Source organism: Halobacillus sp. HZG1, assembly GCF_035818575.1.
Taxonomy (GTDB): domain Bacteria; phylum Bacillota; class Bacilli; order Bacillales; family Halobacillaceae; genus Halobacillus; species Halobacillus litoralis.
This window is the reverse complement of the sequence record NZ_JAYLVQ010000075.1, coordinates 1-21,009: the sequence shown is the minus strand read 5'-3', so window position 1 is coordinate 21,009 and position 21,009 is coordinate 1. Positions and strand designations below refer to the sequence as shown.

The 21,009-nt window shown below is 42.7% G+C and carries 18 protein-coding genes and 1 other annotated feature; of the genes, 11 read left to right on the top strand and 7 right to left on the bottom strand.

Features of this window, described 5'->3' with window-relative positions; all coding sequences use genetic code 11:
- Positions 1 to 32: 32 nt before the first annotated feature.
- Complete coding sequence (gene motP, locus VKA52_RS14890; RefSeq protein ID WP_160916297.1) at positions 33 to 860, top strand: flagellar motor protein MotP; 828 nt, start codon at positions 33 to 35, stop codon at positions 858 to 860.
- The gene (gene motS, locus VKA52_RS14885) at positions 850 to 1,635 is read left to right on the top strand and encodes a flagellar motor protein MotS (RefSeq protein WP_326316252.1); all 786 of its coding nucleotides are present in this window, start codon (positions 850 to 852) and stop codon (positions 1,633 to 1,635) included. The genes motP and motS overlap by 11 nt, the downstream gene beginning before the upstream one ends.
- A 36-nt stretch (positions 1,636 to 1,671) precedes the next feature.
- Here motS and VKA52_RS14880 read toward each other — a convergent pair whose 3' ends face one another.
- The 4 genes from VKA52_RS14880 to VKA52_RS14865 form a co-directional block, all read right to left on the bottom strand.
- Complete coding sequence (locus VKA52_RS14880) at positions 1,672 to 2,850, bottom strand: acetoin utilization protein AcuC (RefSeq protein ID WP_160916294.1); 1,179 nt, start codon at positions 2,848 to 2,850, stop codon at positions 1,672 to 1,674.
- Positions 2,847 to 3,494, bottom strand: coding sequence for an acetoin utilization AcuB family protein (locus VKA52_RS14875; protein WP_326316251.1), 648 nt, complete (start codon positions 3,492 to 3,494; stop codon positions 2,847 to 2,849). The genes VKA52_RS14880 and VKA52_RS14875 overlap by 4 nt, the downstream gene beginning before the upstream one ends.
- 4 nt (positions 3,495 to 3,498) lie before the next feature.
- The gene (locus VKA52_RS14870) at positions 3,499 to 4,143 is read right to left on the bottom strand and encodes a GNAT family N-acetyltransferase (RefSeq protein WP_160916290.1); all 645 of its coding nucleotides are present in this window, start codon (positions 4,141 to 4,143) and stop codon (positions 3,499 to 3,501) included.
- A 129-nt stretch (positions 4,144 to 4,272) separates the two neighbouring features.
- Positions 4,273 to 7,443 (bottom strand): transglycosylase domain-containing protein, encoded by a 3,171-nt coding sequence (locus VKA52_RS14865; protein WP_326316250.1) that lies wholly within the window; start codon positions 7,441 to 7,443, stop codon positions 4,273 to 4,275.
- A 120-nt stretch (positions 7,444 to 7,563) separates the two neighbouring features.
- Positions 7,564 to 7,771, top strand: a binding site (T-box leader).
- A 90-nt stretch (positions 7,772 to 7,861) separates the two neighbouring features.
- On the opposite strand from VKA52_RS14865, the gene tyrS reads away from it, so the two are divergent.
- The gene (gene tyrS / locus VKA52_RS14860; protein ID WP_160916286.1) at positions 7,862 to 9,130 is read left to right on the top strand and encodes a tyrosine--tRNA ligase; all 1,269 of its coding nucleotides are present in this window, start codon (positions 7,862 to 7,864) and stop codon (positions 9,128 to 9,130) included.
- 154 nt (positions 9,131 to 9,284) lie between these two features.
- Here the strand turns inward: tyrS and rpsD are convergent, their stop codons facing one another.
- Complete coding sequence (gene rpsD, locus VKA52_RS14855) at positions 9,285 to 9,887, bottom strand: 30S ribosomal protein S4 (RefSeq protein WP_160916284.1); 603 nt, start codon at positions 9,885 to 9,887, stop codon at positions 9,285 to 9,287.
- Between the two features lie 78 nt (positions 9,888 to 9,965).
- Between rpsD and VKA52_RS14850 the strand changes: the two genes are divergently transcribed.
- Together VKA52_RS14850 and VKA52_RS14845 are read left to right on the top strand one after the other, a co-directional pair.
- The gene (locus VKA52_RS14850) at positions 9,966 to 10,322 is read left to right on the top strand and encodes a hypothetical protein (protein ID WP_326316249.1); all 357 of its coding nucleotides are present in this window, start codon (positions 9,966 to 9,968) and stop codon (positions 10,320 to 10,322) included.
- Between the two features lie 143 nt (positions 10,323 to 10,465).
- Entirely contained in the window at positions 10,466 to 12,319 is a 1,854-nt protein-coding gene (locus tag VKA52_RS14845; RefSeq protein WP_326316248.1) for a sensor domain-containing diguanylate cyclase, read from the top strand.
- Positions 12,320 to 12,364: 45 nt separating this feature from the next.
- Here the strand turns inward: VKA52_RS14845 and VKA52_RS14840 are convergent, their stop codons facing one another.
- A complete protein-coding gene (locus tag VKA52_RS14840) occupies positions 12,365 to 12,844 on the bottom strand; it encodes a GAF domain-containing protein (protein ID WP_326316247.1) in 480 nt (159 codons plus the stop codon).
- A 122-nt stretch (positions 12,845 to 12,966) separates the two neighbouring features.
- Here VKA52_RS14840 and refZ point away from each other — a divergent pair, with 122 nt between their 5' ends.
- Positions 12,967 to 13,566, top strand: coding sequence for a forespore capture DNA-binding protein RefZ (gene refZ / locus VKA52_RS14835; RefSeq protein WP_160916278.1), 600 nt, complete (start codon positions 12,967 to 12,969; stop codon positions 13,564 to 13,566).
- Here the strand turns inward: refZ and hisJ are convergent.
- The gene (hisJ, locus tag VKA52_RS14830) at positions 13,556 to 14,359 is read right to left on the bottom strand and encodes a histidinol-phosphatase HisJ (RefSeq protein WP_326316246.1); all 804 of its coding nucleotides are present in this window, start codon (positions 14,357 to 14,359) and stop codon (positions 13,556 to 13,558) included. The genes refZ and hisJ overlap by 11 nt on opposite strands.
- A gap of 159 nt (positions 14,360 to 14,518) precedes the next feature.
- On the opposite strand from hisJ, the gene ezrA reads away from it, so the two are divergent.
- The 5 genes from ezrA (at position 14,519) to VKA52_RS14805 (ending at position 20,806) form a co-directional block, all read left to right on the top strand.
- The gene (ezrA, locus tag VKA52_RS14825; RefSeq protein ID WP_326316245.1) at positions 14,519 to 16,210 is read left to right on the top strand and encodes a septation ring formation regulator EzrA; all 1,692 of its coding nucleotides are present in this window, start codon (positions 14,519 to 14,521) and stop codon (positions 16,208 to 16,210) included.
- Between the two features lie 12 nt (positions 16,211 to 16,222).
- Positions 16,223 to 16,558 (top strand): hypothetical protein, encoded by a 336-nt coding sequence (locus tag VKA52_RS14820; protein ID WP_326316244.1) that lies wholly within the window; start codon positions 16,223 to 16,225, stop codon positions 16,556 to 16,558.
- 117 nt (positions 16,559 to 16,675) lie between these two features.
- Positions 16,676 to 17,815, top strand: coding sequence for a cysteine desulfurase family protein (locus VKA52_RS14815; RefSeq protein ID WP_326316243.1), 1,140 nt, complete (start codon positions 16,676 to 16,678; stop codon positions 17,813 to 17,815).
- Between the two features lie 5 nt (positions 17,816 to 17,820).
- On the top strand, positions 17,821 to 19,032 hold the full coding sequence (gene thiI / locus VKA52_RS14810; protein WP_326316242.1) for a tRNA uracil 4-sulfurtransferase ThiI: 1,212 nt from the start codon (positions 17,821 to 17,823) through the stop codon (positions 19,030 to 19,032).
- Between the two features lie 184 nt (positions 19,033 to 19,216).
- Entirely contained in the window at positions 19,217 to 20,806 is a 1,590-nt protein-coding gene (locus tag VKA52_RS14805) for an amidohydrolase (protein WP_326316241.1), read from the top strand.
- Positions 20,807 to 21,009 lie beyond the last annotated feature (203 nt).

Below are 21,009 nucleotides of genomic sequence, written 5' to 3'. Positions count from 1 at the left end.
AGGTACTTGTTCGAAACTGAGGTGAGAGTGGAATGACAAAAAAAGATTTATTGACTCCCATCGGAATTACAGTCGGTTTTGCCATGGTCATGTTTGGGATCATGGCAAACGCTGGTTTCGGAGGATTTAAGTCGTTTATTCAAGTGTCTTCGATCTTAATCGTTCTTGGGGGGCTTGCAGCAGCGATTCTAGTAAACTTCAATATGAGAGAAGTGAAGCTGACGTTCCGTGTAACTAAAGAGGCTTTTAAAACGAGTGACTTGAATTTAAGAGAATTGATTTCCTTGTTTGTAAGCTTATCTGAAAAAGCAAGGAGAGAGGGTTTACTTGCTCTTGAGACAGAACTGGAAGAAGTGGAAGATCCCTTTATTAAGAAAGGAATCCTTCTTGCTGTAGATGGTATTGAACCAGAGGTCATCAATGACATTATGAAAGCAGAAATCGTGGCCGTTGAAGAGCGTCATCAAAGAGGGAGAGCTATCATTGAGAAGGCAGGAGAATATGCCCCGGCATGGGGAATGATTGGGACATTGATTGGTCTCGTCCTTATGCTGCAAAGCTTATCCAATCCTGCAACACTTGGTCCTCAAATGGCTGTAGCCCTGCTTACTACTTTTTATGGTACATTGCTTGCCAACCTTGTCTTTATCCCAATGGCTGGAAAGCTTGAAAACAAAACGTATGAAGAGATATTCATAAAACAAGTTATCATTGAAGGTGTTATTGGTGTGCAGTCTGGGCAGAATCCTAAAATTCTGGAAGAAAAACTGAGCGCATTTTTATCTGAAAGTGATAAGAAAGTAGAAGAAAAGGAACAAGTAGAGGAAGATCCATTAGGAGCTACTGCTAATGAATCTTAAGCGTAGAAGGGAAAAGAATAAAGGCGCACCCAAATGGATGACTACATATGCGGATATGATTACACTGGTACTTGTGTTTTTCATTCTTTTATTCTCCATGTCTCAAATTAATTTAGTGAAATTTGAAGCCATAGCAGAGTCCTTCCGTAACCGGATGATTTTTGACTTTTATCCATCAGCTATCGAGAGCGACTATCCAACAGAACAGACGAAAATTCAAGAGAACGGGGAAAAAAACAATGAGTTTGAAGACCCTGTAGATACGCCTGATCATGTGGCATCTAAAGAGGATGAGCAGACGGAAGAACTTGAAGCGTTAAAAGAAGAAGTCGATGAATATCTTAAAGAGAACGACCTGAGTGACATCATTGCAGCTACTCAAACAGAGCGGGGGATTGTACTGGTCTTAGAAGAACAGTTGCTGTTTGAAACGAGCCGTGCTGAAATCCTTGATGGGGCAAAACCTTTCTTAACGAAAGTTGGTACCCTCTTAACGAATATTCCGAATTTCGTTAAAGTAGAGGGGCATACCGATAATCGGCAGATCAATACTTATCGTTATCCCTCAAATTGGGAGTTATCTGGTGCTAGAGCCAGCAGCGTCATCCGCTATATCCTTACAAACACGGAAGGGTTAGACCCCAAGCGTTTTACTGCTGTCGCTTATGCAGAAACAAGACCTGTAGCACCGAATGATTCAGAAAAAAATTGGAGTAAAAACCGGAGAGTGGAAATTGTGATTCTTGACCCGGATTACGAAAGCTCCTCTACTTAATGAAAGCCACTACTGCAAGAGAGTAGTGGCTTTTTTTTACATAGAATTAGTATTGAACTTCTTCTGATTGTGGATTAATTGTAAGGCTTTTGCTAACACTTTTTTATTTTTTTCTGTTATTTCTTCCCGGCGCGGAATTGGTTTGAATGCATGAGGGGGGTCATGCCAGGTTTCCATCAAGTCCACCGGAGCCTCTTTTTGCCATTTTTGAACCCATTCCACTGGGAGGGCCCCCTGGAAAGGGGTTTGATCATTCATTACCTTCCAAATTTGTGCCCAGGCTCGTGGGACCACTCGCCAGATGTCATACCCGCCTCCTCCAAGAGCAATCCATTTCCCTTCACAGTATTCATGAGCAAGTTCATGAGCCAGTTTTGGGATAGCTTCGTAAATTTTCATCGTGGAGCATAAGTGAGTTAAAGGATCAAAATGATGAGCATCTGCACCGTTTTGAGTAACAATGACATCCGGTTTGAAGAAATCGACAATTTCTCTGAAAGCGGATTCATAAACACTTAAAAAAGATTCATCTTCTGTAAAAGCATCGATGGGGATATTAAACGAATAACCGTACCCCTCTTTTAGTCCACGTTCATTGACGTTGCCAGTGCCAGGAAAGAGGTATCGTCCAGTTTCATGAATGGAAAAAGTGCACACGTTCGGATCGTCATAAAAAGCCCATTGTACGCCATCTCCGTGGTGCGCATCGGTATCCACATACAAGACTTTAGCCTTGTACTTTTCGCGGATATATTTAATGCCTACGGCTCCATCATTATAGATGCAAAAACCAGAGGCTTTACGTTCAAAGCCATGGTGCAAACCACCGCCGAGATTCAATGCGTGCTGCACCTTTCCTTCCATAACTGCATCTATGGCAGATAATGTACTTCCAACAAGCAACTGGGACGCTTTATGCATGCCTTTAAAAATTGGCGTATCTTCGGTGCCGATCCCGAACTCCATACCCTCATCTTCTGTCAATAACCCCTGCCCTGCTTTTTTGACAGCTTCAATATACTTTTTGCTGTGCGCAAGCGACAATTCCTCTTCTGTGGCCAAGCGTGGAGCAATGATGTCCTTCTCAGATAACGCACCTGCAGATTCTAACAAATCTTTTGTCATCACCACACGCATTTGATTGAAAGGATGATCGTCGCGAAAGCGGTATGTCGTGAATTCTTCGGAGTACACAAATCCAGCATGACAGGTCATGTTGGAATCCCTGGCATTTGAGGCCACAGTACTTCATAGCCTTCAGATTTCAAGTCCTCAATCGTAGGCAGGGGATTCATGGTTTGGATCCTTACCACTATGATTTTATATTTGGGATCCGGTTTATAGGGATAGATGAGGACAGAGCTGATATTCACTTTTCTTTTACCGAACACTTGAGTTACTTGAGGCAGTATTCCGGGTTTGTTGATCACTTTAACTTCAATCTGTGAACTTTGGACATGAGTTCCCGTCAGTTGAATGAGCGTGTACAACATGTCCTTTTCCGTTATAATTCCTACCAGTTTTTCATCTCGAGTCACAGGGACACAGGCAATTTCCTGCTCATAAAAAATGGAGGCCACTTCTTCAACAAAATCCAGCGGATGTACTGTTGTTACGGGCGAGGTCATGATGGATCGGATTGGATTTTTCAGCTCTTCATGAGCGGTTTCTTTGTCAAAGACTGAAGGACTTGCATCTCTGACATCACGGTCTGAGACGATGCCAATGACTTCATTTTCTTCGTTGATGATTGGGATATGACGAATATGATGTTCGTGAAGGAGTTTCAAAGCTTTTTCAATGGTTTCTTCAGGCGAAAGGGTAATGACTTTCTCTTTCATGATTTCTTCCACTAACATATGACTACCTCCTCGTGCGATATTGATGCCTTGTTAAGAACCTCAATTTATCAAATTGTTCAACAGATGAATCAGAGACATGGTTTCCTATCTTCACCATCAAGCAGTTTGCAGGGTGGGATATGATTTCTGGATCGTCAGTAGGAGAGGGAGTAAGTCCTCCTGCTGCCATCATTTTTTCCATGACTTTTCGATAATCCCATATGTTCAGTCCTGTACCTTTAAGGTCCCAGTGCCAATAATATTCCGTAGAAATGATGATATAGTTTTCCATATATTCATCCATCATGGAGACTTTTAATAGACGCGAGCCAATTCGATAGCCGCGGAATTTTGGTATGACTTCAATTGCTCCAAGCTCTATGAGGTCTTCCATATTTCCTTCTGACCAACGTTCAAGAGGATCTGGATGGAGATAGGTAACATAACCGATGATTTCCTCATTGTGCCTCGCAATAATAATACGTCCTTCTTCGAAGTCTGCAATCCCTTTAATGGCCTCAAATTGTTTTTCCGGGGGACGGAAGGCCGTCAAACCTTCATGGAACGTGTACTTCTCTAGATCTTCAGAGGGCAATGGACCTTCTACGATGACAGGTCCATGTTCTGTGTCAAATGCCTCGTAATGATACGTCTTTTCATGATTCATTCAGCCACCACCTGACATAGATTAATAGATTAATTTGCTAATTTCCTCCATTATACATGAAACCATGCTTGTTTTTCATGATGTATGGAAAAATCCGACCGGCAAGCCGATCGGATTTTAATTCATGATTTAATTTTCCTGAGAATCTGATACATCATCTGCTCCAGAATCATTACCTTCTGACCCGTCACCAGAGTCAGAATCCTCTTCAGAGTCAGAACCGGAACCATCTCCAGTGCCATCGTCAGATCCTTCTCCGCCAGAGTCCTCACCGGAGTTCCCTTCGGAGTTATCGTCTCCAGATCCACTGTCTCCAGAATCGTTGTTTCCAGATCCTTCACCATCGTTTGACTGTCCACCATCTGAATTTCCTTCATCATTTCCAGAATCATTTCCATTCGAACCGTTGGAGTTTCCGTCCCCATCATTGGAAGCTCCGTTATTGGAAGAATCATTTCCTGAGTTTGAATTTCCTCCTGAGTTATTAGAGGAGGTGTCTTGATCATCAGAAGGTTCTGGTGCGCCGGGATTTCCTACAGTCGTCGTTCCGGATAATCCCGAAGACTGACCGAAGTAATCTACGGCTCTTACGGCATAAATTCCGCTTCCTCCTGAGAATCCAAGAGAATTGTCGACTGTACTTCCAATTTGAGTGAATGATCCTCCTGGTGTAGAAGCGCGATAAACGCGGTATCCTACAACATCACTGCTGGAGGAAGGTGACCAGGAAATGGCCGATCCACTAGCGCTCACGGACCCTGGTGCCGCTGGTGCCTGTCCATCATTATCAATGGAAGAAGCGGTCGATCCGATACTATCCGTAGAAGGAAGAGCCACATTGGACCATGCGCCTGAATTCGGCAAGAGTTCTCTTAATACTTCAGAGCTTGTGTACCCATTTTCTTCTAAGAATTCAGGGCTGAGAGTAACGCCTCCACCATCAATAATGAATTCACCAGGTGTATTCGGACCTGCTACGACCAGTTGATCTTTGACACGGACAAAATCACCGCTGATCAAGCTGTCGTCTACTTTTGTTGGTGCATAGTCGGCATCGTATAGATCGCTCTTGGCAAGCCCAACAGAAGAGCATAGGTCAGAGGCCAGCAGTCCTGATGTGGCGCAATAAGAACGCGTCACCAAACCACCCGGGCTTTGGAAGTCGTTCTTTGGAACCATTAATTCTGGTCGGAGTTCAGACACGGCATTGACAACGTCCGCCCATAAGCCCTGCGTACGTGAGTTGTAGTTTAAGTTCTGCATGTTTCCTTCTGCAAAACCAGTCCACATGCCGACCGTAACATTAGGGTTTGTCGCTACAAACCAGGAATCTCTGGTCGATTGTGACGTTCCGGTTTTGCCAGCCCAGTCGACGCCTCTATTGTAAAGCAAACCACGGACCCTAGAACCTGTTCCATATTCCAATACATCACGCATGACATCAATAGTAAGGTAAGCTGCCTGCGGGCTGTACACTTCTGTTTCTTCCGCTTGATGTTCATAGATGGTATCTCCGTCTTTTGTTTCTATTTTTTCTATCATATACGCATCAACGAATTTACCCTTATTTCCAAATGTAGCATAAGCGTTTACGTTATTTTCTACTGTAATTCCGTACCTAAGTCCACCAAGTGCCATTGACTCATTCGTGTAGTCATCTTTAACTAAATTCTCTTCCATTCCCATTTTAACTAAATAGTTTTCTACAGGCTTTTGAGATTGAATTTTTTTGTATTGTTTTACTGCAGGAACGTTATATGATTTGGCAAGGGCATAACGTGCAGAGACAAACCCTCTATGGTTTCTCGAGAAGTTACGAACTTCCTTCCCGCTATTATAGTAAAAAGGAACATCTGCAATTACAGAACCAGGCTGAGCTGCCCCCATGTCGAAACTAGGGCCATAGACCAGTAATGGCTTCATGGTACTTCCGTTAGAACGGCGGGCCTGCGTTGCGTGGTTGAGGTTTTCTTCTTCAAAATCATATCCACCGATGAAACCATAAATCTTGCCTGTGGAGTTTTCAATAATTATACTTCCCAGCTGGAGAGGCGAATCAACCTTGACCTTCTCCCCTTCACTGTTCAAGACCGTTTCTTTACCCCATGGCCAGTTACCTTCAGTATAGGAATCTCTCACTTTCTGCATAGCATCATAGACTTCTTTGTCTAGTGTGGTATGAATCTGGTATCCTCCGGCAGAAAGTTCACGCTCTGCCATCGTCTCATATTCCTCACTTAACTCGTCGTCTTCTGCAAGGTCTTTTTCGGTATGACCGTTTTCTTTCATTAAGTGATCTTTAATGAGTGCTTTCGCTCTACCTTGGACTTCCTGGTTAATAGCAGGATAAGTACCCAGAACCGTAGCTTTTGGATCTGTTAATGTTTCTTCATTAATCTCGAACTTCATCGCTTCATCATACTCTGCCTGAGTGATGTATTCAGCCTCATGCATACGTTCAAGAACTTCGTGCATGCGGTCGATTCCCGCTTCTAAATTTTCTGGTTCTTTTATCGATCCGTCATTATAGAAAGGGGTATATCCGAAGGGTGATTGAGGTAATCCTGCAATATAAGCGGATTGTGCTAATGTTAAATCTTTAGCATCCACTCCAAAAATTCCTTGAGCTGCTGTTTGTACGCCTGCCACATTTTGACCATTCGCATTCCTGCCAAAAGGTACGATGTTTAAATAGGCTTCCAAAATCTCATCTTTATCAAGGAATCGTTCGATTCTTAAAGCCAGCAGCATTTCTTTGGCTTTACGTTCAAACGATACTTCGTTCGTCAGGATTTGGTTTTTGACCAGCTGTTGGGTCAAGGTACTTCCACCTGTTTTGACGGAGGAGTTGGTCACTTCCTGAACAACAGCCCGCATGACCGCTTTCGGAACCACACCTTTGTGTTCTCCGAAATATTCATCCTCTGTCGCAATTACAGCATTACTTAAATGTTCATTAATCTGCTCTAATTGGACTTCTTCACGATAGAGATCCGACCTGACATCTCCAATCTCTGTTTTTTCATCGTTGAAGAACATGGTTGAGGTTTCCGAATAGTTATAAATCGTTTCTTTCATTTGCTCTTCGCTTCTGACCTCTTCATCTTTCACAAGAGAAGCGAAATAGCCGGCGCCTACACCACCTGCGAAGAATAACCCGATAACACCGATGATGATAAAAAATAAGATGACGTTCCATACGACATCATAGGTGATCCGGCCATTTTTCTGGATGGTGCCACTCTGCCATAAAGAGCGTATATCCAGCTTTTTTCGCCCGTTTTCCGGTTTATTAGACATGATAATACCTCCTAAAAAATCCACCAATATTATAACACACCCAAGGAAGATAGGATATAATTCTCCTCCTGGTTTATTGCTTTTTGGGTTGTGTTGTGATAAATATATACGTAGATGAATATATGTGCGTTGAAGGACTGGAGTAAAAAACAATTCCCTGTTTCAGAGAGCCGATGGTGGGTGAGAGTCGGTACACAGTTGTTTTTGAATTACGACCTGGAGCATTCTTCTGGTATGAATCAGAAGACGGTGAAATGCCGTTATCGATCGGAGTGGCACATGATACGTGTGTGCAACAAGGGTGGTACCGCGAGACCTCGTCCCTTTTTACAGGGAGCGAGGTCTTTTTTTGTATTCAGAAAATTCATCTCTTAGACCTTAGCACAAGTCTATCTATTAAAGAATGAGGAGTGATCCAATGGATATTTTGAAGGATTTGCAACAACGTGGTTTAATCAATCAGATGACAGACGAAGAAGGTTTAAAAAAACACCTGGCGTCAGAACAAGTAACGCTTTACTGCGGCTTTGATCCGACAGCGGACAGTCTTCATATTGGACACCTGCTTCCAGTACTCATGTTGAAAAGATTCCAGCAAGCAGGGCACCGTCCGATTGCGCTTGTCGGTGGCGGTACGGGAATGATCGGGGACCCGAGTGGCCGCTCAAGTGAAAGACAATTGAACAGTGCAGAGGTTGTTCAGGGATACAGTGAGAGTATTAAAGAACAATTAGCGAGAATCCTGAATTTTGATGAAGGAGAAAATGCGGCGGTTGCGCGCAATAACCATGAATGGTTATCTCAAATGACCATTATCGATTTCCTCCGGGATACCGGGAAACATTTTGGAATCAACTATATGTTGGCGAAAGATTCTGTAGAGTCCCGTATTGAACAGGGGATCAGTTATACAGAATTCTCTTACATGATCTTGCAGTCTCTTGACTTCCAACAGTTGTATCAAAAAGAAAATTGCACGCTTCAAATCGGTGGAAGCGATCAGTGGGGGAACATTACAGCCGGTCTTGAACTGCTGAGACGATCTGCAGCTGGAGAAGAAGAAGTGGAAGCCTATGGTTTGACTGTCCCATTGATTACGAAAGCGGATGGATCAAAATTCGGGAAGACGGCTGGTGGAGCCATCTGGCTTGATCCTGAGAAAACATCTCCTTACGAATTCTATCAGTTCTGGATCAACGCAGATGACCGGGATGTCATCCGCTTCTTGAAGTATTTCACCTTCTTAAGCGTAGAAGAAATCACTGAGTTGGAAAAAGAGGTAGAAAGCCAGCCTGAAAAGCGTGTGGCTCAACGTCGTCTCGCTGAAGAAATGACCAAGCTCGTTCATGATGAGGAAGCCTTGAAACAGGCGGAGCGCATTTCTGCGGCTTTATTCAGTGGAGATATCAAAGCTTTATCAGGCGCAGAAATCGAGCAAGGATTTAAAGATGTGCCGACTTACCATTCCGAAGAAAAAGAACCGCAGCTGCTCGATCTGCTCGTGGATGCAGGCATTTCTTCTTCCAAGCGTCAGGCGCGCGAGGACATCGGTAATGGGGCCGTTTACATTAACGGAGAACGGAATCAGGATCTTAAGCATACAATCGGTGAGGAAGATCGTATTGAGGATCGCTTTACCATTATCCGCCGTGGAAAGAAAAAGTATTTCTTGGTTAAGTTCCAATAACAAAGCAAAGAGGCGGACCGTTGTGGTCCGCCTCTTTATTTATGGATTACTTAGAGGAGCGTAATTCCTTTTCCATTTAATGAAAATAAAAAGCGCCTCTGAAATGTAAATAACATTCCAAAGACGCTTTATCGTTGATCTGCAAGAGCAGATATTAACGAGAGTAGAATTCAACGATAAGTGCTTCGTTGATTTCAGAAGGAAGCTCAGAACGCTCAGGGAAACGAGTGTACGTTCCTTCACGCTTGTCTTCGTCGAAAGTAAGATATTCTGGTACGAAGTTGTTTACTTCGATCGCTTCTTCTACGACGTTAAGCTTTTGAGATTTTTCACGAAGGCTGATCATTTGACCAGGAGCTACGCGGTAAGATGGGATATCAACGCGACCGCCATCTACTGTAACGTGACCGTGAGTAACTAGCTGACGAGCTTGGTTGCGCGTACGAGCTAGACCTAGACGGTAAACGATATTATCCAAACGGGATTCAAGAAGGATCATGAAGTTTTCACCGTGGATCCCTTTCATGTTACCCGCTTCTTCAAACAAGCGACGGAATTGACGCTCAGTCAAACCGTACATGAAACGAAGCTTTTGCTTCTCTTGTAGTTGAAGACCGAATTCGGATAGTTTTTTACGTTGGTTTGGACCGTGTTGTCCAGGAGCGTAAGGGCGCTTTTCAAGCTCCTTACCAGTTCCGCTTAAAGAAATACCATAACGACGTGATTTTTTCCAGGTTGGACCTGTGTAACGTGCCATAGGAATTTCCTCCTTTTTATTTTATTTTGCATAAAATAAAAACAGTGTGTCCCTTCGATCATTGCTCATTATGTTTTCATGCACCTTCGCCCCAGCAGCAGAGAGTTACACGATGCACCTCAAAGAGAGGAACAAAATGATGACAATGGTGGTTCACATAGGCTGCCATTTATTTTACACAACGAACATTGTAATCCTTATAGATACGGAAGTCAAGGGGATGGAAATAAAAAAGGTGTCGAGTATGGAAGAGTGGATCGTAGAAATATAGTGATTATAGTATTTTTTATATTTATTGGGGGAATCCCCATGTTGGTGAAAGGCCCCATTATGGTTCGTACCTATCGTTTTTCTGGTGTTTATGCCGATGTTCCTGATAGATGCAGTTTGAAAAAGGGATGGTTGGCTGATTCCAGGCAAACAAATCTAGAATGATATAATAGTAAACAGGTAATAAGATAAATTTTTACATATTCAAGGTCGTTTTCGTGATTAAAGTAATGGTACAATATACTCAAAATGTTTGTTAGGGAAGATAGGTGAGTCGAATGATTGTCCAATCCCTCATCAAGAAGAGAATGGAAAAACTGCAAAGTCGTCTGTTCCGATATTTTGTTTCAGAATCACCCTATACGTATGAACAGTTTGTTGTCAACCTGACTGATGAAATAAAGAAATTTTCCGAAGCCTCTTTTTGTGCTATATATTTGCTGGATGAATGGAAAGGGTGGTTTCAAATCCATTCAAAGGACAAGTACATGAGAGAATCACTGAGAAGTCATTTTTCTCTCCATGATTTATATACCCAGACGCCGAATCAATCCGACCTACAACATATTATAGATGTGAAAGAAGTGGGGTCTTCGTTGCGGGTCACCTCACTACACTCTGGGGGAAATGTCTTTGGTTATCTGGTTCTGAAGGGAGCGGCTGCCTTACATATGCAGGAGGATTTCCTGCATGCGATGGGGTCAGAGGTTACGAAATGTATTAAAAAGATTGAAGGGTTTTACACGTCCATGGAGGAAGAGAAAAAATACGAGTTGTTATACAAAGTAACTTCTCACTTCCATTCCTCTATCGATACAGATGGAGTGTTAAAGGAAATTATTGAAACTCTAAGAAAAACCTATCCGGATTTTCAATACTATTTATTGTTGTCGAATGATTACACGAAAGATAATGACCTCCCTGTCCGTGAGCTCACCTATGACATGGATCTTGATTCAAGTGCAAGTACACAGGCTTATTTAACAGGCGAAGTACAAATGGAAGACCATCTGGTAGAAAAGCGATCAATTCTATACGCTCCTCTTAAAGGAAAACAAGGCATCTATGGAGTTTTGAAAGTTGTAACCCCGGAATATTTACATTTTCCAAAAAAAGATATCGAATTTTTCATTTTCATAGCAAACACAGCAGGGAAGGCACTTGAAAATGCTCAGCTCTATCAGCAATCAAGAAAGTTAAACAGTGATTTGCAACTGATTAACTCTACATCACAAAAACTCAACTCCAATATGCGATTAACTGAGAAGATTCGTTATATGGCTTATAAAATTCAACAGTCTTTTGATGCGGATGAAGTCGGATTTGTAACATACGAAGAACCTGGGATTCCCACCGTTCTAGAGGGGAGTACAGAATATTTCGCTTCGTCTGCCTCAAGGCCGCTTATCCATTATGTGAAAGAATCCATATCTCATCAAGAGGGCCCGCTTTTCATAGGTGATTTGGATGCAAAACCAATTGAACATGTTTTGCCTTACCGTTCTCTGATGGCCGTTCCAATGAAAGACCACGAACATATCAGCGGTCTTGCGATTGTCCTCCATAAAGAGCCATATTATTTTACATTTGAGTCATTCAAACTTCTGCAATCGCTTGTCGCTCATTCTACGCTTGCTTTTGCGAATTCAATCCTGAGAGAGAAGTTGGAGGAAGCGGTCATCACTGATTATCTGACCAAACTTCATTCAAGGGTTCATTTGGACCAATGCGTGGAGAAACATGTCAAACATGATGAGCAAGGGAGTTTGATTCTCTTTGATATCGATAATTTTAAGAAGATCAATGATACCTATGGTCACCAGGTGGGGGACGAGGTCATTTGTCAGGTCGGTGATATTATCAAAGCAGTGATAGGGAATCATGGCCTTTCTGCACGGTGGGGTGGAGAAGAACTAGCGGTTTACCTTCCGATGCTTCCATCTGAAAAAGCCCACGATTTGACCGAAATGATCCGTGAAAAGATAGCGATGTCCACTTCTCCTGCTGTAACTGTTTCCTGCGGGATTGCTCCGTGGAAGGCAGAATGGGTCAGACCCACACGTAAACAAATTGTCCAACAGGCGGATCAAGCTTTATATAAAGCCAAAAGTTCAGGAAGAAATCGAATTGTAACGGCTCACCCAATAAAAGAAAGAAGCTGACAAAGAAGCCGCTGGAGTGTTTTCCACTCCAGCGGCTTTTTTGTGTTAAATGTATTTTTGTAAGGTTTGTACGAATTCGACCAATTTCTCCTCATCCACTTCATCGAATCTTCCTTTGGAAGGGCTGTCGATATCAAGGACACCGAAAATTTCACCATCTTTTAAAATGGGAACGACTATTTCAGATTGGCTTGCGGCATCACAAGCGATATGACCTGGAAACGCATGTACATCTTCAATGCGCTGAACTTCGTTATCGGCTACAGCTGTACCACAAACCCCTTTGCCTGACGGGATTCGAACACATGCGGGAAGGCCTTGGAAAGGCCCAAGAACGAGCTGGTCTTCTTTCCACAAATAGAAGCCGACCCAATTCACATCATCTAAGAATTGGTTGAGGAGAGAGGATGCATTGGATAAGTTAGCGATTTGATCCGGCTCGTCCTCAATAAGAGCCTTTAATTGTTTGATGACCAAATCATATTTTTCATTTTTTGAACCTGAGTAAGAAGTCGCTTGAAACATCTTGATACCTCCTGAGCATATAGTATTCGACAAAAACTAGAGTTTTCTGTCGGTATTTGATGGACGATTGCAAGCAGGAAATCCAACAAATATAGAGAATCCTTTCCTGAGGGGGAAAAATAATGAGCCGACCAAACGTAACGCGTGACAAAGTGTTAGATGTAGCCTGCCGCCTTTTTTACAGCCAAGGTTTCAATGGAACATCTGTCCGGGATATCGCGAAGGCAGCTAATGTCAATGTCTCGCTGATCCATTACTACTTTAAGAGCAAGCAAGGCCTTTTTGAATCGCTCGCTGTCAGCTATTTTGAGCCTTATCTTGAAATGCTGGAAAACGAGCAACCCTCAGAAGGCGAATATCGTCTAAATGAATTAGTGAAAAAAATTCTACATTATAAACAGTCCAATTATCAACTATCCTGTTTGTTAAATAGGGAGCTGACGTTAAACACGACGTTTGCAAGAGAAATGCTCGTCACTTACCTGGCGAAAGAGAATCACTTGCTTACCCAAATCCTTTTCCATAAAAACTCCCACATTGATGTGACATTCAAAGAAAAATTATGCCTGCTTCAATTAAAAGGACTCTTAAATGCTCCGTTCATGATGCCACATGAGTTTAAAGATCCGTTTATTACAGATGCTTCTCTCAATCACTTTGTAGACATGTATAGTGGACTTATGAACGATCATCGTTCCGTCCAGGAGCTTGCTAAAGCTTGAGAATCTGAGAATCGACAGAGCTATATCCTTGCCCCAGACCTGATGACGTATGAGCATCAGAACCATAGATTAAAGGTATACCCATCGAAGAGGCTTTTCGTGCCATTTTTAATGGCGGATAAGTCTCTTTGCAATGCTCTTTCACAACTCCTGCACCGTTATAATCAAGGGTGTATCCTCGATCCTTAACAAGTTTGAGAAATGAATGAGCCAGCTCTTCCCAATTAGCCGGTGCGGGATAGAGTTTCTGGAACTTCTTTACAAGTGTCATATGACCAATCCTGGACGGCTTGTATTCACCTAAATCACTGAGAACCGATCGGGTAAGTGTTTTGTAGTAGGCCTCATAAAGTTGGTCGACCCCGCCAAAATCATGAAGGGCTTCTCTATACGTGTCCGGGCTGTAGTCGATACAGTACCACCGGCTTTGTCCTTGTAAAAAGTGAACGGATAGGATGCTGTCATCAAGAGAGGGACCATAAGTATGGAGGAAGCTTTCCACCTCTTTTTCATACCCTTCGATATAGTCAACTTCAAATCCTTTCTTAATATGAATATCCTTTTTGTATGCTGCTTTTAATTGATCGATTTCTTTTAAATATTCTTCCACTTGGTTTAAAGACATCCCGCTATCTTTTTCCGGCACGGGGTCTTCAAACGTTGAGGGCAGCGGTGCGTGTTCTGTGAATGTCATGGATTGATACCCGCATTTTATGGCTTGTTCAATGTAACTTTTAAGGGTATCTGAAGATCCATGTGGGCAATATGGGGTATGGATGTGACCATCAATCATAGTCGTCTCTCCTTTGTGCTTGAATTTTTTGTCAATATGATAATAAATTTGAAATATTTTAGCCAAAAGGATGTTTTACATGGTATCATTATAGACAACTAAATCACAATTCGGAACGGAATACATCCGTATGGCACGTTTATTGTAAGGAGGCTATTTATGAAGTTCGTCATCGGGGCTATTTTACTACTCATCGCATTGTTCATCATAGGGCTGATTTGGCGGAAAAAGGTCTATGATGAAGTGGATCGCCTGGAAGGTTGGAAAATGGATATCATGAACCGGCGCGTCACTGAAGAATTATCCAAAGTGAAAAGTTTAAACCTTTCCGGTGAGACACAGGAAAAGTTCGAAGCCTGGCGGGCCCGTTGGGATCAAATCCTGACAAAAGAACTGCCTGAGCTGGAAGAAGACCTTTTCGATGCAGAAGAAGCGGCGGATCGCTATCGTTATAAACGCGTGAAAGTGGTCTTGGCAAACACAGAGAAAAAGTTAGTAGCCATTGAGGAAGACATTAAAATGATGCTTCAAGAACTGGAAGACCTCCTTGATTCCGAAAAGCAGAGCCGCTTGGAAATTGAATCGATGGAGCCGGAATTGAAAGAGCTCACCAAACTACTTATTCAAAACCGCCATCAATATGGCAAAGCGGTCCGTGTTTTTGAACAAAGAGTGGGTGAATTGAAGGATAAGCTTAGTAAATATGAACAGTTAACCGAGCAGGGGGATTACATTGAAGCAAACACCCTGGTGCAAACGATTCGGCAGGAGACTACACAATTGCAGGAGGATGTCCAACATTTTCCTGATCGTTTGAAACAGGTGAAAATTGATCTGCCTGAACAGTTGAAAGAGCTGAAAAATGGTGTGGAAGAGATGAAGGCGGAAGGGTACAGGATCTCTCATTTTGATTTTCTTCCGGAGTTACATAATTATGAGCGGTCTCTGGAGGAAATGCTCGTGCAAATGGAGCAGGGAGACCAATCAGGGGTCGAAGAGTCGTTAGAAGAAATTCAAACAAGAATTCAGGAAATGTACCAGCTGCTGGAAAGAGAAGCAGTAGCTCATCATTATGTGGAGAAACAGTTTGTACCGCTTAAAGCTCAGTTGGATGAGCTGGAATATGTTTTGGCGGACACGGAACGGGAATTAGAAGAAATCCAACAAACGTATCAAGTGGAGGAAGATCATTTGGAGTCTCACCGAAGCTTGAAAAAGTGGTTTAATCAAATGCGTAAACGGGTGACAAGCCTCGATTTCAGACGAAACGATGGAGAAACCTCCTATTCTCTTCTCCGTGAAGAGGTAGAAGATACCGAAAAACAATTGCAAGAACTCGAAGAAAAGCATAAATATTTCCATGAGCGTGTACAAAACCTCAGAAAAGATGAAAGAGAAGCTAAACAAAAGTTGACGAAGATGGAGAGCCTTCTCTTAGATACTCATCGACGTCTAAAGAGAAGCAACATCCCGGGCATTCCTACTGCTATCTATGAAGATATGAAAACGGCGAGCTACAAAGTGGATGAGGTATTTCAAAGCCTTGAAGCAAAGCCACTGGATATGGTTGTAGTCAATGAAAAACTTGATGAAGCTATGGGTATGACTGAGCAGTTGAGTCAGGATGCTGAAACGGTTATGGAGACAGCTCAACTTGCTGAACGAGTCATTCAATGCGGCAATCGTTATAGAAGCAAATACCCGATCTTAGCTGCTAAACTTCTTGAAGCAGAGGAAAGATTCAGGTCTTATCATTATGATCAAGCACTTTCTCTAGCAAAAGAGGCCATTGAAGAAGTAGATCCAGCTGCATTGTCTAAAATTGATAAAGAGGAAGAAGTCCTGGTTTAGGAAGTGTTTCATTTGAAGAAAAGAATCATCATCGGATTAATTTCAGCAACCGTTCTTACCTGGGCAAGTGTTTTTACCGTATTTTCTATAAACGCGGATGCGGGTGTGTTAGAGAGCGGGGAGCATAGTTTTACCAGGTCTATGAATTCAGAAGGTAAAAATTTAAATGATCAGCGAATCGTTGATTTCTTTGAAAGAAACGTAGGAGTGGATGATGAGGCTAGTGGAACAATCATCGGAGAAAAGACTTTGACGAAAGAATGGGTCAAGGATGTCCGTGAAGATGGAAAACTAAGTATCGATACTCTCCTTAAATCTCTTAAATTAAATGATACGGACAACAGTTAAGATGAAGAGCACCTGCTGAGGCAGGTGCTTTTTTTGTTCCTAAACCAAGTGTTCCATTTGACTTCATGTTATGATAAAATAATGAGCTGCAATTCGAAAACAAAGGAGTCAGAGCCCATGATTTACCTAGATAACAGTGCCACAACTCATCCGCATGACGAAGTTTTGGAGAGTTTTCAAAAAGTCGCCGACCAATATTTTGCCAATCCCTCATCCGTCCATCGTTTCGGGAGTGAAGCTGAACGCTTATTGGATCGTTCCAGAAAACAAGCGGCCCAGCTATTAAACGTCTCTCCACAGGAAGTGGTCTTCACATCCGGGGGTACAGAAGGAAATAATATGGCGATCAAAGGGGTTGCGCTTCAACATCAAACCAGAGGGAAACATTTGATTACGACTGAGATTGAACACCCCTCTGTGATGGAAGCATTCAAGGCACTGGAAACATTGGGTTTTGAAGTCACTTATATAAATGTTGATCAGAACGGGAAAGTTAATCCTGAAGATATAAAGCAAGCGTTAAGAGATGATACGATTCTTGTCAGTGTCATGAGCGTGAACAATGAGCTAGGTACCATTCAGCCCGTGCAAAAAATTGGTGAATTACTCAAACCTTACCCTAAAGTATTTTTTCATGTCGATCATGTTCAAGGGTTAGGAAAAATAGAGTTATCCTTAAATGATTGGGGCATTGATCTTTGTACTCTTTCTGGTCATAAGATTCATGGATTGAAAGGGACAGGGGCTTTACTCATGCAAAAGCACGTGCGTATTTTTCCATTGTTGCATGGAGGAAATCAAGAGGCAGAAGTAAGAGCAGGGACAGAAAATTTGCCTGGGACAGTAGCGTTTGTAAAAGCTCTTCGTCTGCTTCATGAAAATCGCGAACAAAAAATTGACCACTTAAGTGGAATGAGAAAGATGTTATGGGAAGGGCTCATGCTCCGAGACTTTTGTAGGATCAATTCACCGGAGGACGGGGCTCCCCATATTGTGAATTTTTCTATCCCAGGATATAAACCTGAAGTCATTATTCACGCTCTTGGAGAAGAAGGCATATTTATTTCAACCAAATCTGCCTGTTCTTCCAAACAGCCGGACGTGAGCGCTGTTCTCAAGGCATGTAACTTGGACTATGAACGGACGACATCCGCTTTGCGCGTTAGTCTTTCTACAAGCAATAGAAGAGAGGAAATCGATCTGTTCCTGAAAAAATTAGATCAAACAGTTGAAAACTTACAAGCGACGATGGGGTGAGCATAATGAATTTTGATCGAATTATGATTCGATACGGTGAAATGGCGTTGAAAGGGAAGAATAAACGTGCATTTGAACAAAAACTGCAAAGTAACATTGCTATAAAGCTAAGGAAGTATCCAAATACAACGATTAAAAAAACACAAGGGCGCATGTTTGTCCTGCTGAATGGAGAAAATCCACATGAGGTAATGAAAGAATGCCAGGAGGTCTTCGGTATTCACAGCCTCAGTTTCGCTGTCAAAGTGGAAAAAGAAGAGGAGCTAATGAAAGAAGCAGTGATGCTTGCCTTTCATGATGCAAAGAATGCACGTACGTTCAAGATTTCATCAAAGCGGACAGATAAAACTTTTTCTATTCCTTCACAGGAGCTCAACCCGTTATTGGGGGGCCATATCCTCCGTCAAACGGAAGACGTAAAGGTCGATGTACACAATCCTGATGTAGAAATAAAAGTAGAAGTTCGTCACGAAGGGTGTTATGTGACGGCACAAGATTACAAAGGAGCGGGTGGACTGCCAGTCGGTACAACAGGGAAGAGTTTGTTGATGCTTTCAGGCGGAATCGATAGTCCTGTCGCCGGATATTTGACGATGAAACGTGGTGTTGAAATTGAAGCGATTCATTTTCATTCTCCTCCTTACACAAGTGAACGGGCGAAACAAAAAGTCATCGATCTTGCTCAAGCTTTATCAAAGTTCGGTTCAAAAGTTAAAATCCATGTTATTCCTTTCACAGAAATTCAGCAAAAGATTCATCGTGAAATGCCGGAAGGGTACAGTATGACGATCATGCGCCGAATGATGATGCGAATCAGTGAGCAATTGGCTGCTAAGAATGATCTTCTTTCCATCACTACCGGCGAAAGCCTTGGTCAAGTCGCCAGTCAGACGATGGAAAGCATGCATACGATTAATGAGGTTACTAATTACCCGATTATCAGGCCGCTAGTTTCTATGGACAAACTTGAAATTATCGATATTTCCAGAAAAATTGGAACGTATGATATATCTATCCGCCCATTTGAAGATTGTTGTACTGTATTCGTTCCGAAAGCTCCTAAAACGAAGCCGACACGCAAAAATGCCAATTATTATGAATCCAATTCAGATTTCTCGGAGGATATTGAAAAAGCATTGGAAGAATCCTATACCATTGAAGTCTTTCCTGATCATCAATCAGGGCAGAAAGACGACGAATTTGATGATTTACTGTAGAGTTATCTCTCTGGCCTTAATGGCCAGAGCTTTTTTATTTTCTAGGAAATAATTATACTGATAAGGAATTGACCTCTAATACCATTCGAGACAATCGTGGTCATTCTTTTAATAGCTTGTACTTCATTTCTTTCCACATATAGCTTATGGTATAGATAAAAGGAAGAAAGAGGGAGTGTTAAAAGTGAAGCTCTGGTATGGTGGGAAAATATATACGATGAAAAAAGAAGGCGAATGGGTGGAAGCGATTGTGACTTCCCAAGGAAAGGTGAAAGCGGTTGGTGATACACAGCTTTTATATCAAACCTACAAAGATGAAATTACGGAAGAACATGATCTGAAAGGGGCTGTCATGTACCCTGGATTTACCGATAGTCATTTACACATCATCGGCCACGGAGAACGTTTAATGAGGCTCGATCTTTCTTTTATGAAATCTGCAGAAGAAGTGAAACAGGCCTTACATCAGCACGCAGAACAACTGCCACCTGGAGAATGGATCATCGGTGATGGTTGGAATGAAAACCAATGGGAAGAAAAACGCATCATACATAAAGATGAACTTGATGAAATTTCTTCGGAACATCCGATGATGCTTACAAGGGTCTGCCGCCACGCCTTACTAGCCAATACAAAAGCCATGAACATGGCTGGGGTCGAAAGAGGTACCCAGGACCCTCAGGGTGGTGTCATTGTAAGAGGGGAAGACGGAGAAGCGACTGGATTTTTCCATGATCAGGCACAGGAACTTATCAAAGCGGCCATGCCTGAAGTTACGCCTGAGTATTTAAGGAAAGCTACCGACTTAGCAGTTAAGGATATGCATTCTTATGGTCTTGTTGGAGGCCATAGTGAAGACTTGAATTACTATGGTGGTTTCAAAAAAACATACGACGCTTTTCTGCATGTCATTGACGGTAAGGTAACAAAATTCCGTGCTCATCTTCTAATTCATCATGGCGTCATTGAACAGGTAGATCAAGAAAAACTTGGGTTCAAAAAAGGGACGGACTTCGTGGAATTAGGGGCTTTGAAAATCTTCTCTGATGGAGCTTTAGGTGGAAGAACAGCCTGGTTGAAAGATCCATATGCAGATGATCCGGAAAACTATGGAGTAGCTATCCATACAGACGAAGAGCTTGATCAACTTGTAAAAGAAGCAAGGAAAAGAGATATGCCGGTGGCTGTCCACGCCATTGGTGACGGAGCGGTGGAAGCTGTGGCCAACGCCATTGCGTCCAATCCTCTTAAGAATGGAGAACGTGACCGTATCATCCATGCACAAATTCTAAGTCCTGCGTTAATTCATCAATTGCAGCGCTTAAATGTCGTTTTGGATATACAGCCAACCTTCGTTGCTTCTGACTTTCCGTGGGTCATGGAACGACTCGGGAATTTAAGGTTAAAGAATTCCTACTCATGGAAAACACTGCTTGATGCAGGAATTAAATGTGCAGGCGGATCAGATGCCCCGATTGAAGAAATCAATCCGCTGTTAGGCATCCGTGCCGCCGTAGATAGAAGAGCGTCTTATGATCACGCCGTCTATCAAGCGGAAGAGAAGCTTACGGTATATGAGGCCATTTCCCTTTACACGAAAGGAAGTGCGCAGGCGATTCATAAGGAGAATGAACAAGGGATGATTCAGGAAGGATTCCTCGCAGACTTTACCGTATTAGACAGAGATCTTTTTGCACTGAAATCACATGAACTTGCAGACGCAACGGTTACCATGACCGTCGTAGACGAGGAAATCGTCTACCAACGCTCATAACCACCGATAAGTAAAAGTTATTCAACAAACTGGCAGGTTTCTTGAAGACTCAGTTTCGAGATGTTTGGGGGCTTCGTTTGCCATATTTGGAGTCAGGGGTGGCTGGGAAGCTACTCGCTTTCCTGTGGGGGAGTGCCGAGCTTCCTCGGGCTACGCCCTGCGGGATCTCGCCGATCTCCTTTCTCCCACGGGAGTCTCGCAGC

Excerpts from the sequence above, each read along its gene's own strand:
- VKA52_RS14845 (WP_326316248.1), top strand. The coding sequence starts at position 10,466 with ATGGAAAAACTGCAAAGTCGTCTGTTCCGATATTTTGTTTCAGAATCA.
- VKA52_RS14875 (WP_326316251.1), bottom strand. The coding sequence starts at position 3,494 with ATGTTAGTGGAAGAAATCATGAAAGAGAAAGTCATTACCCTTTCGCCT.
- hisJ (WP_326316246.1), bottom strand. The coding sequence starts at position 14,359 with ATGATTGATGGTCACATCCATACCCCATATTGCCCACATGGATCTTCA.
- refZ (WP_160916278.1), top strand. The coding sequence starts at position 12,967 with ATGAGCCGACCAAACGTAACGCGTGACAAAGTGTTAGATGTAGCCTGC.
- VKA52_RS14815 (WP_326316243.1), top strand. The coding sequence starts at position 16,676 with ATGATTTACCTAGATAACAGTGCCACAACTCATCCGCATGACGAAGTT.
- thiI (WP_326316242.1), top strand. The coding sequence starts at position 17,821 with ATGAATTTTGATCGAATTATGATTCGATACGGTGAAATGGCGTTGAAA.
- rpsD (WP_160916284.1), bottom strand. The coding sequence starts at position 9,887 with ATGGCACGTTACACAGGTCCAACCTGGAAAAAATCACGTCGTTATGGT.
- ezrA (WP_326316245.1), top strand. The coding sequence starts at position 14,519 with ATGAAGTTCGTCATCGGGGCTATTTTACTACTCATCGCATTGTTCATC.
- motS (WP_326316252.1), top strand. The coding sequence starts at position 850 with ATGAATCTTAAGCGTAGAAGGGAAAAGAATAAAGGCGCACCCAAATGG.
- VKA52_RS14840 (WP_326316247.1), bottom strand. The coding sequence starts at position 12,844 with ATGTTTCAAGCGACTTCTTACTCAGGTTCAAAAAATGAAAAATATGAT.
- VKA52_RS14870 (WP_160916290.1), bottom strand. The coding sequence starts at position 4,143 with ATGAATCATGAAAAGACGTATCATTACGAGGCATTTGACACAGAACAT.
- VKA52_RS14865 (WP_326316250.1), bottom strand. The coding sequence starts at position 7,443 with ATGTCTAATAAACCGGAAAACGGGCGAAAAAAGCTGGATATACGCTCT.
- motP (WP_160916297.1), top strand. The coding sequence starts at position 33 with ATGACAAAAAAAGATTTATTGACTCCCATCGGAATTACAGTCGGTTTT.
- VKA52_RS14850 (WP_326316249.1), top strand. The coding sequence starts at position 9,966 with ATGCACCTTCGCCCCAGCAGCAGAGAGTTACACGATGCACCTCAAAGA.
- VKA52_RS14880 (WP_160916294.1), bottom strand. The coding sequence starts at position 2,850 with ATGACCTGTCATGCTGGATTTGTGTACTCCGAAGAATTCACGACATAC.
- tyrS (WP_160916286.1), top strand. The coding sequence starts at position 7,862 with ATGGATATTTTGAAGGATTTGCAACAACGTGGTTTAATCAATCAGATG.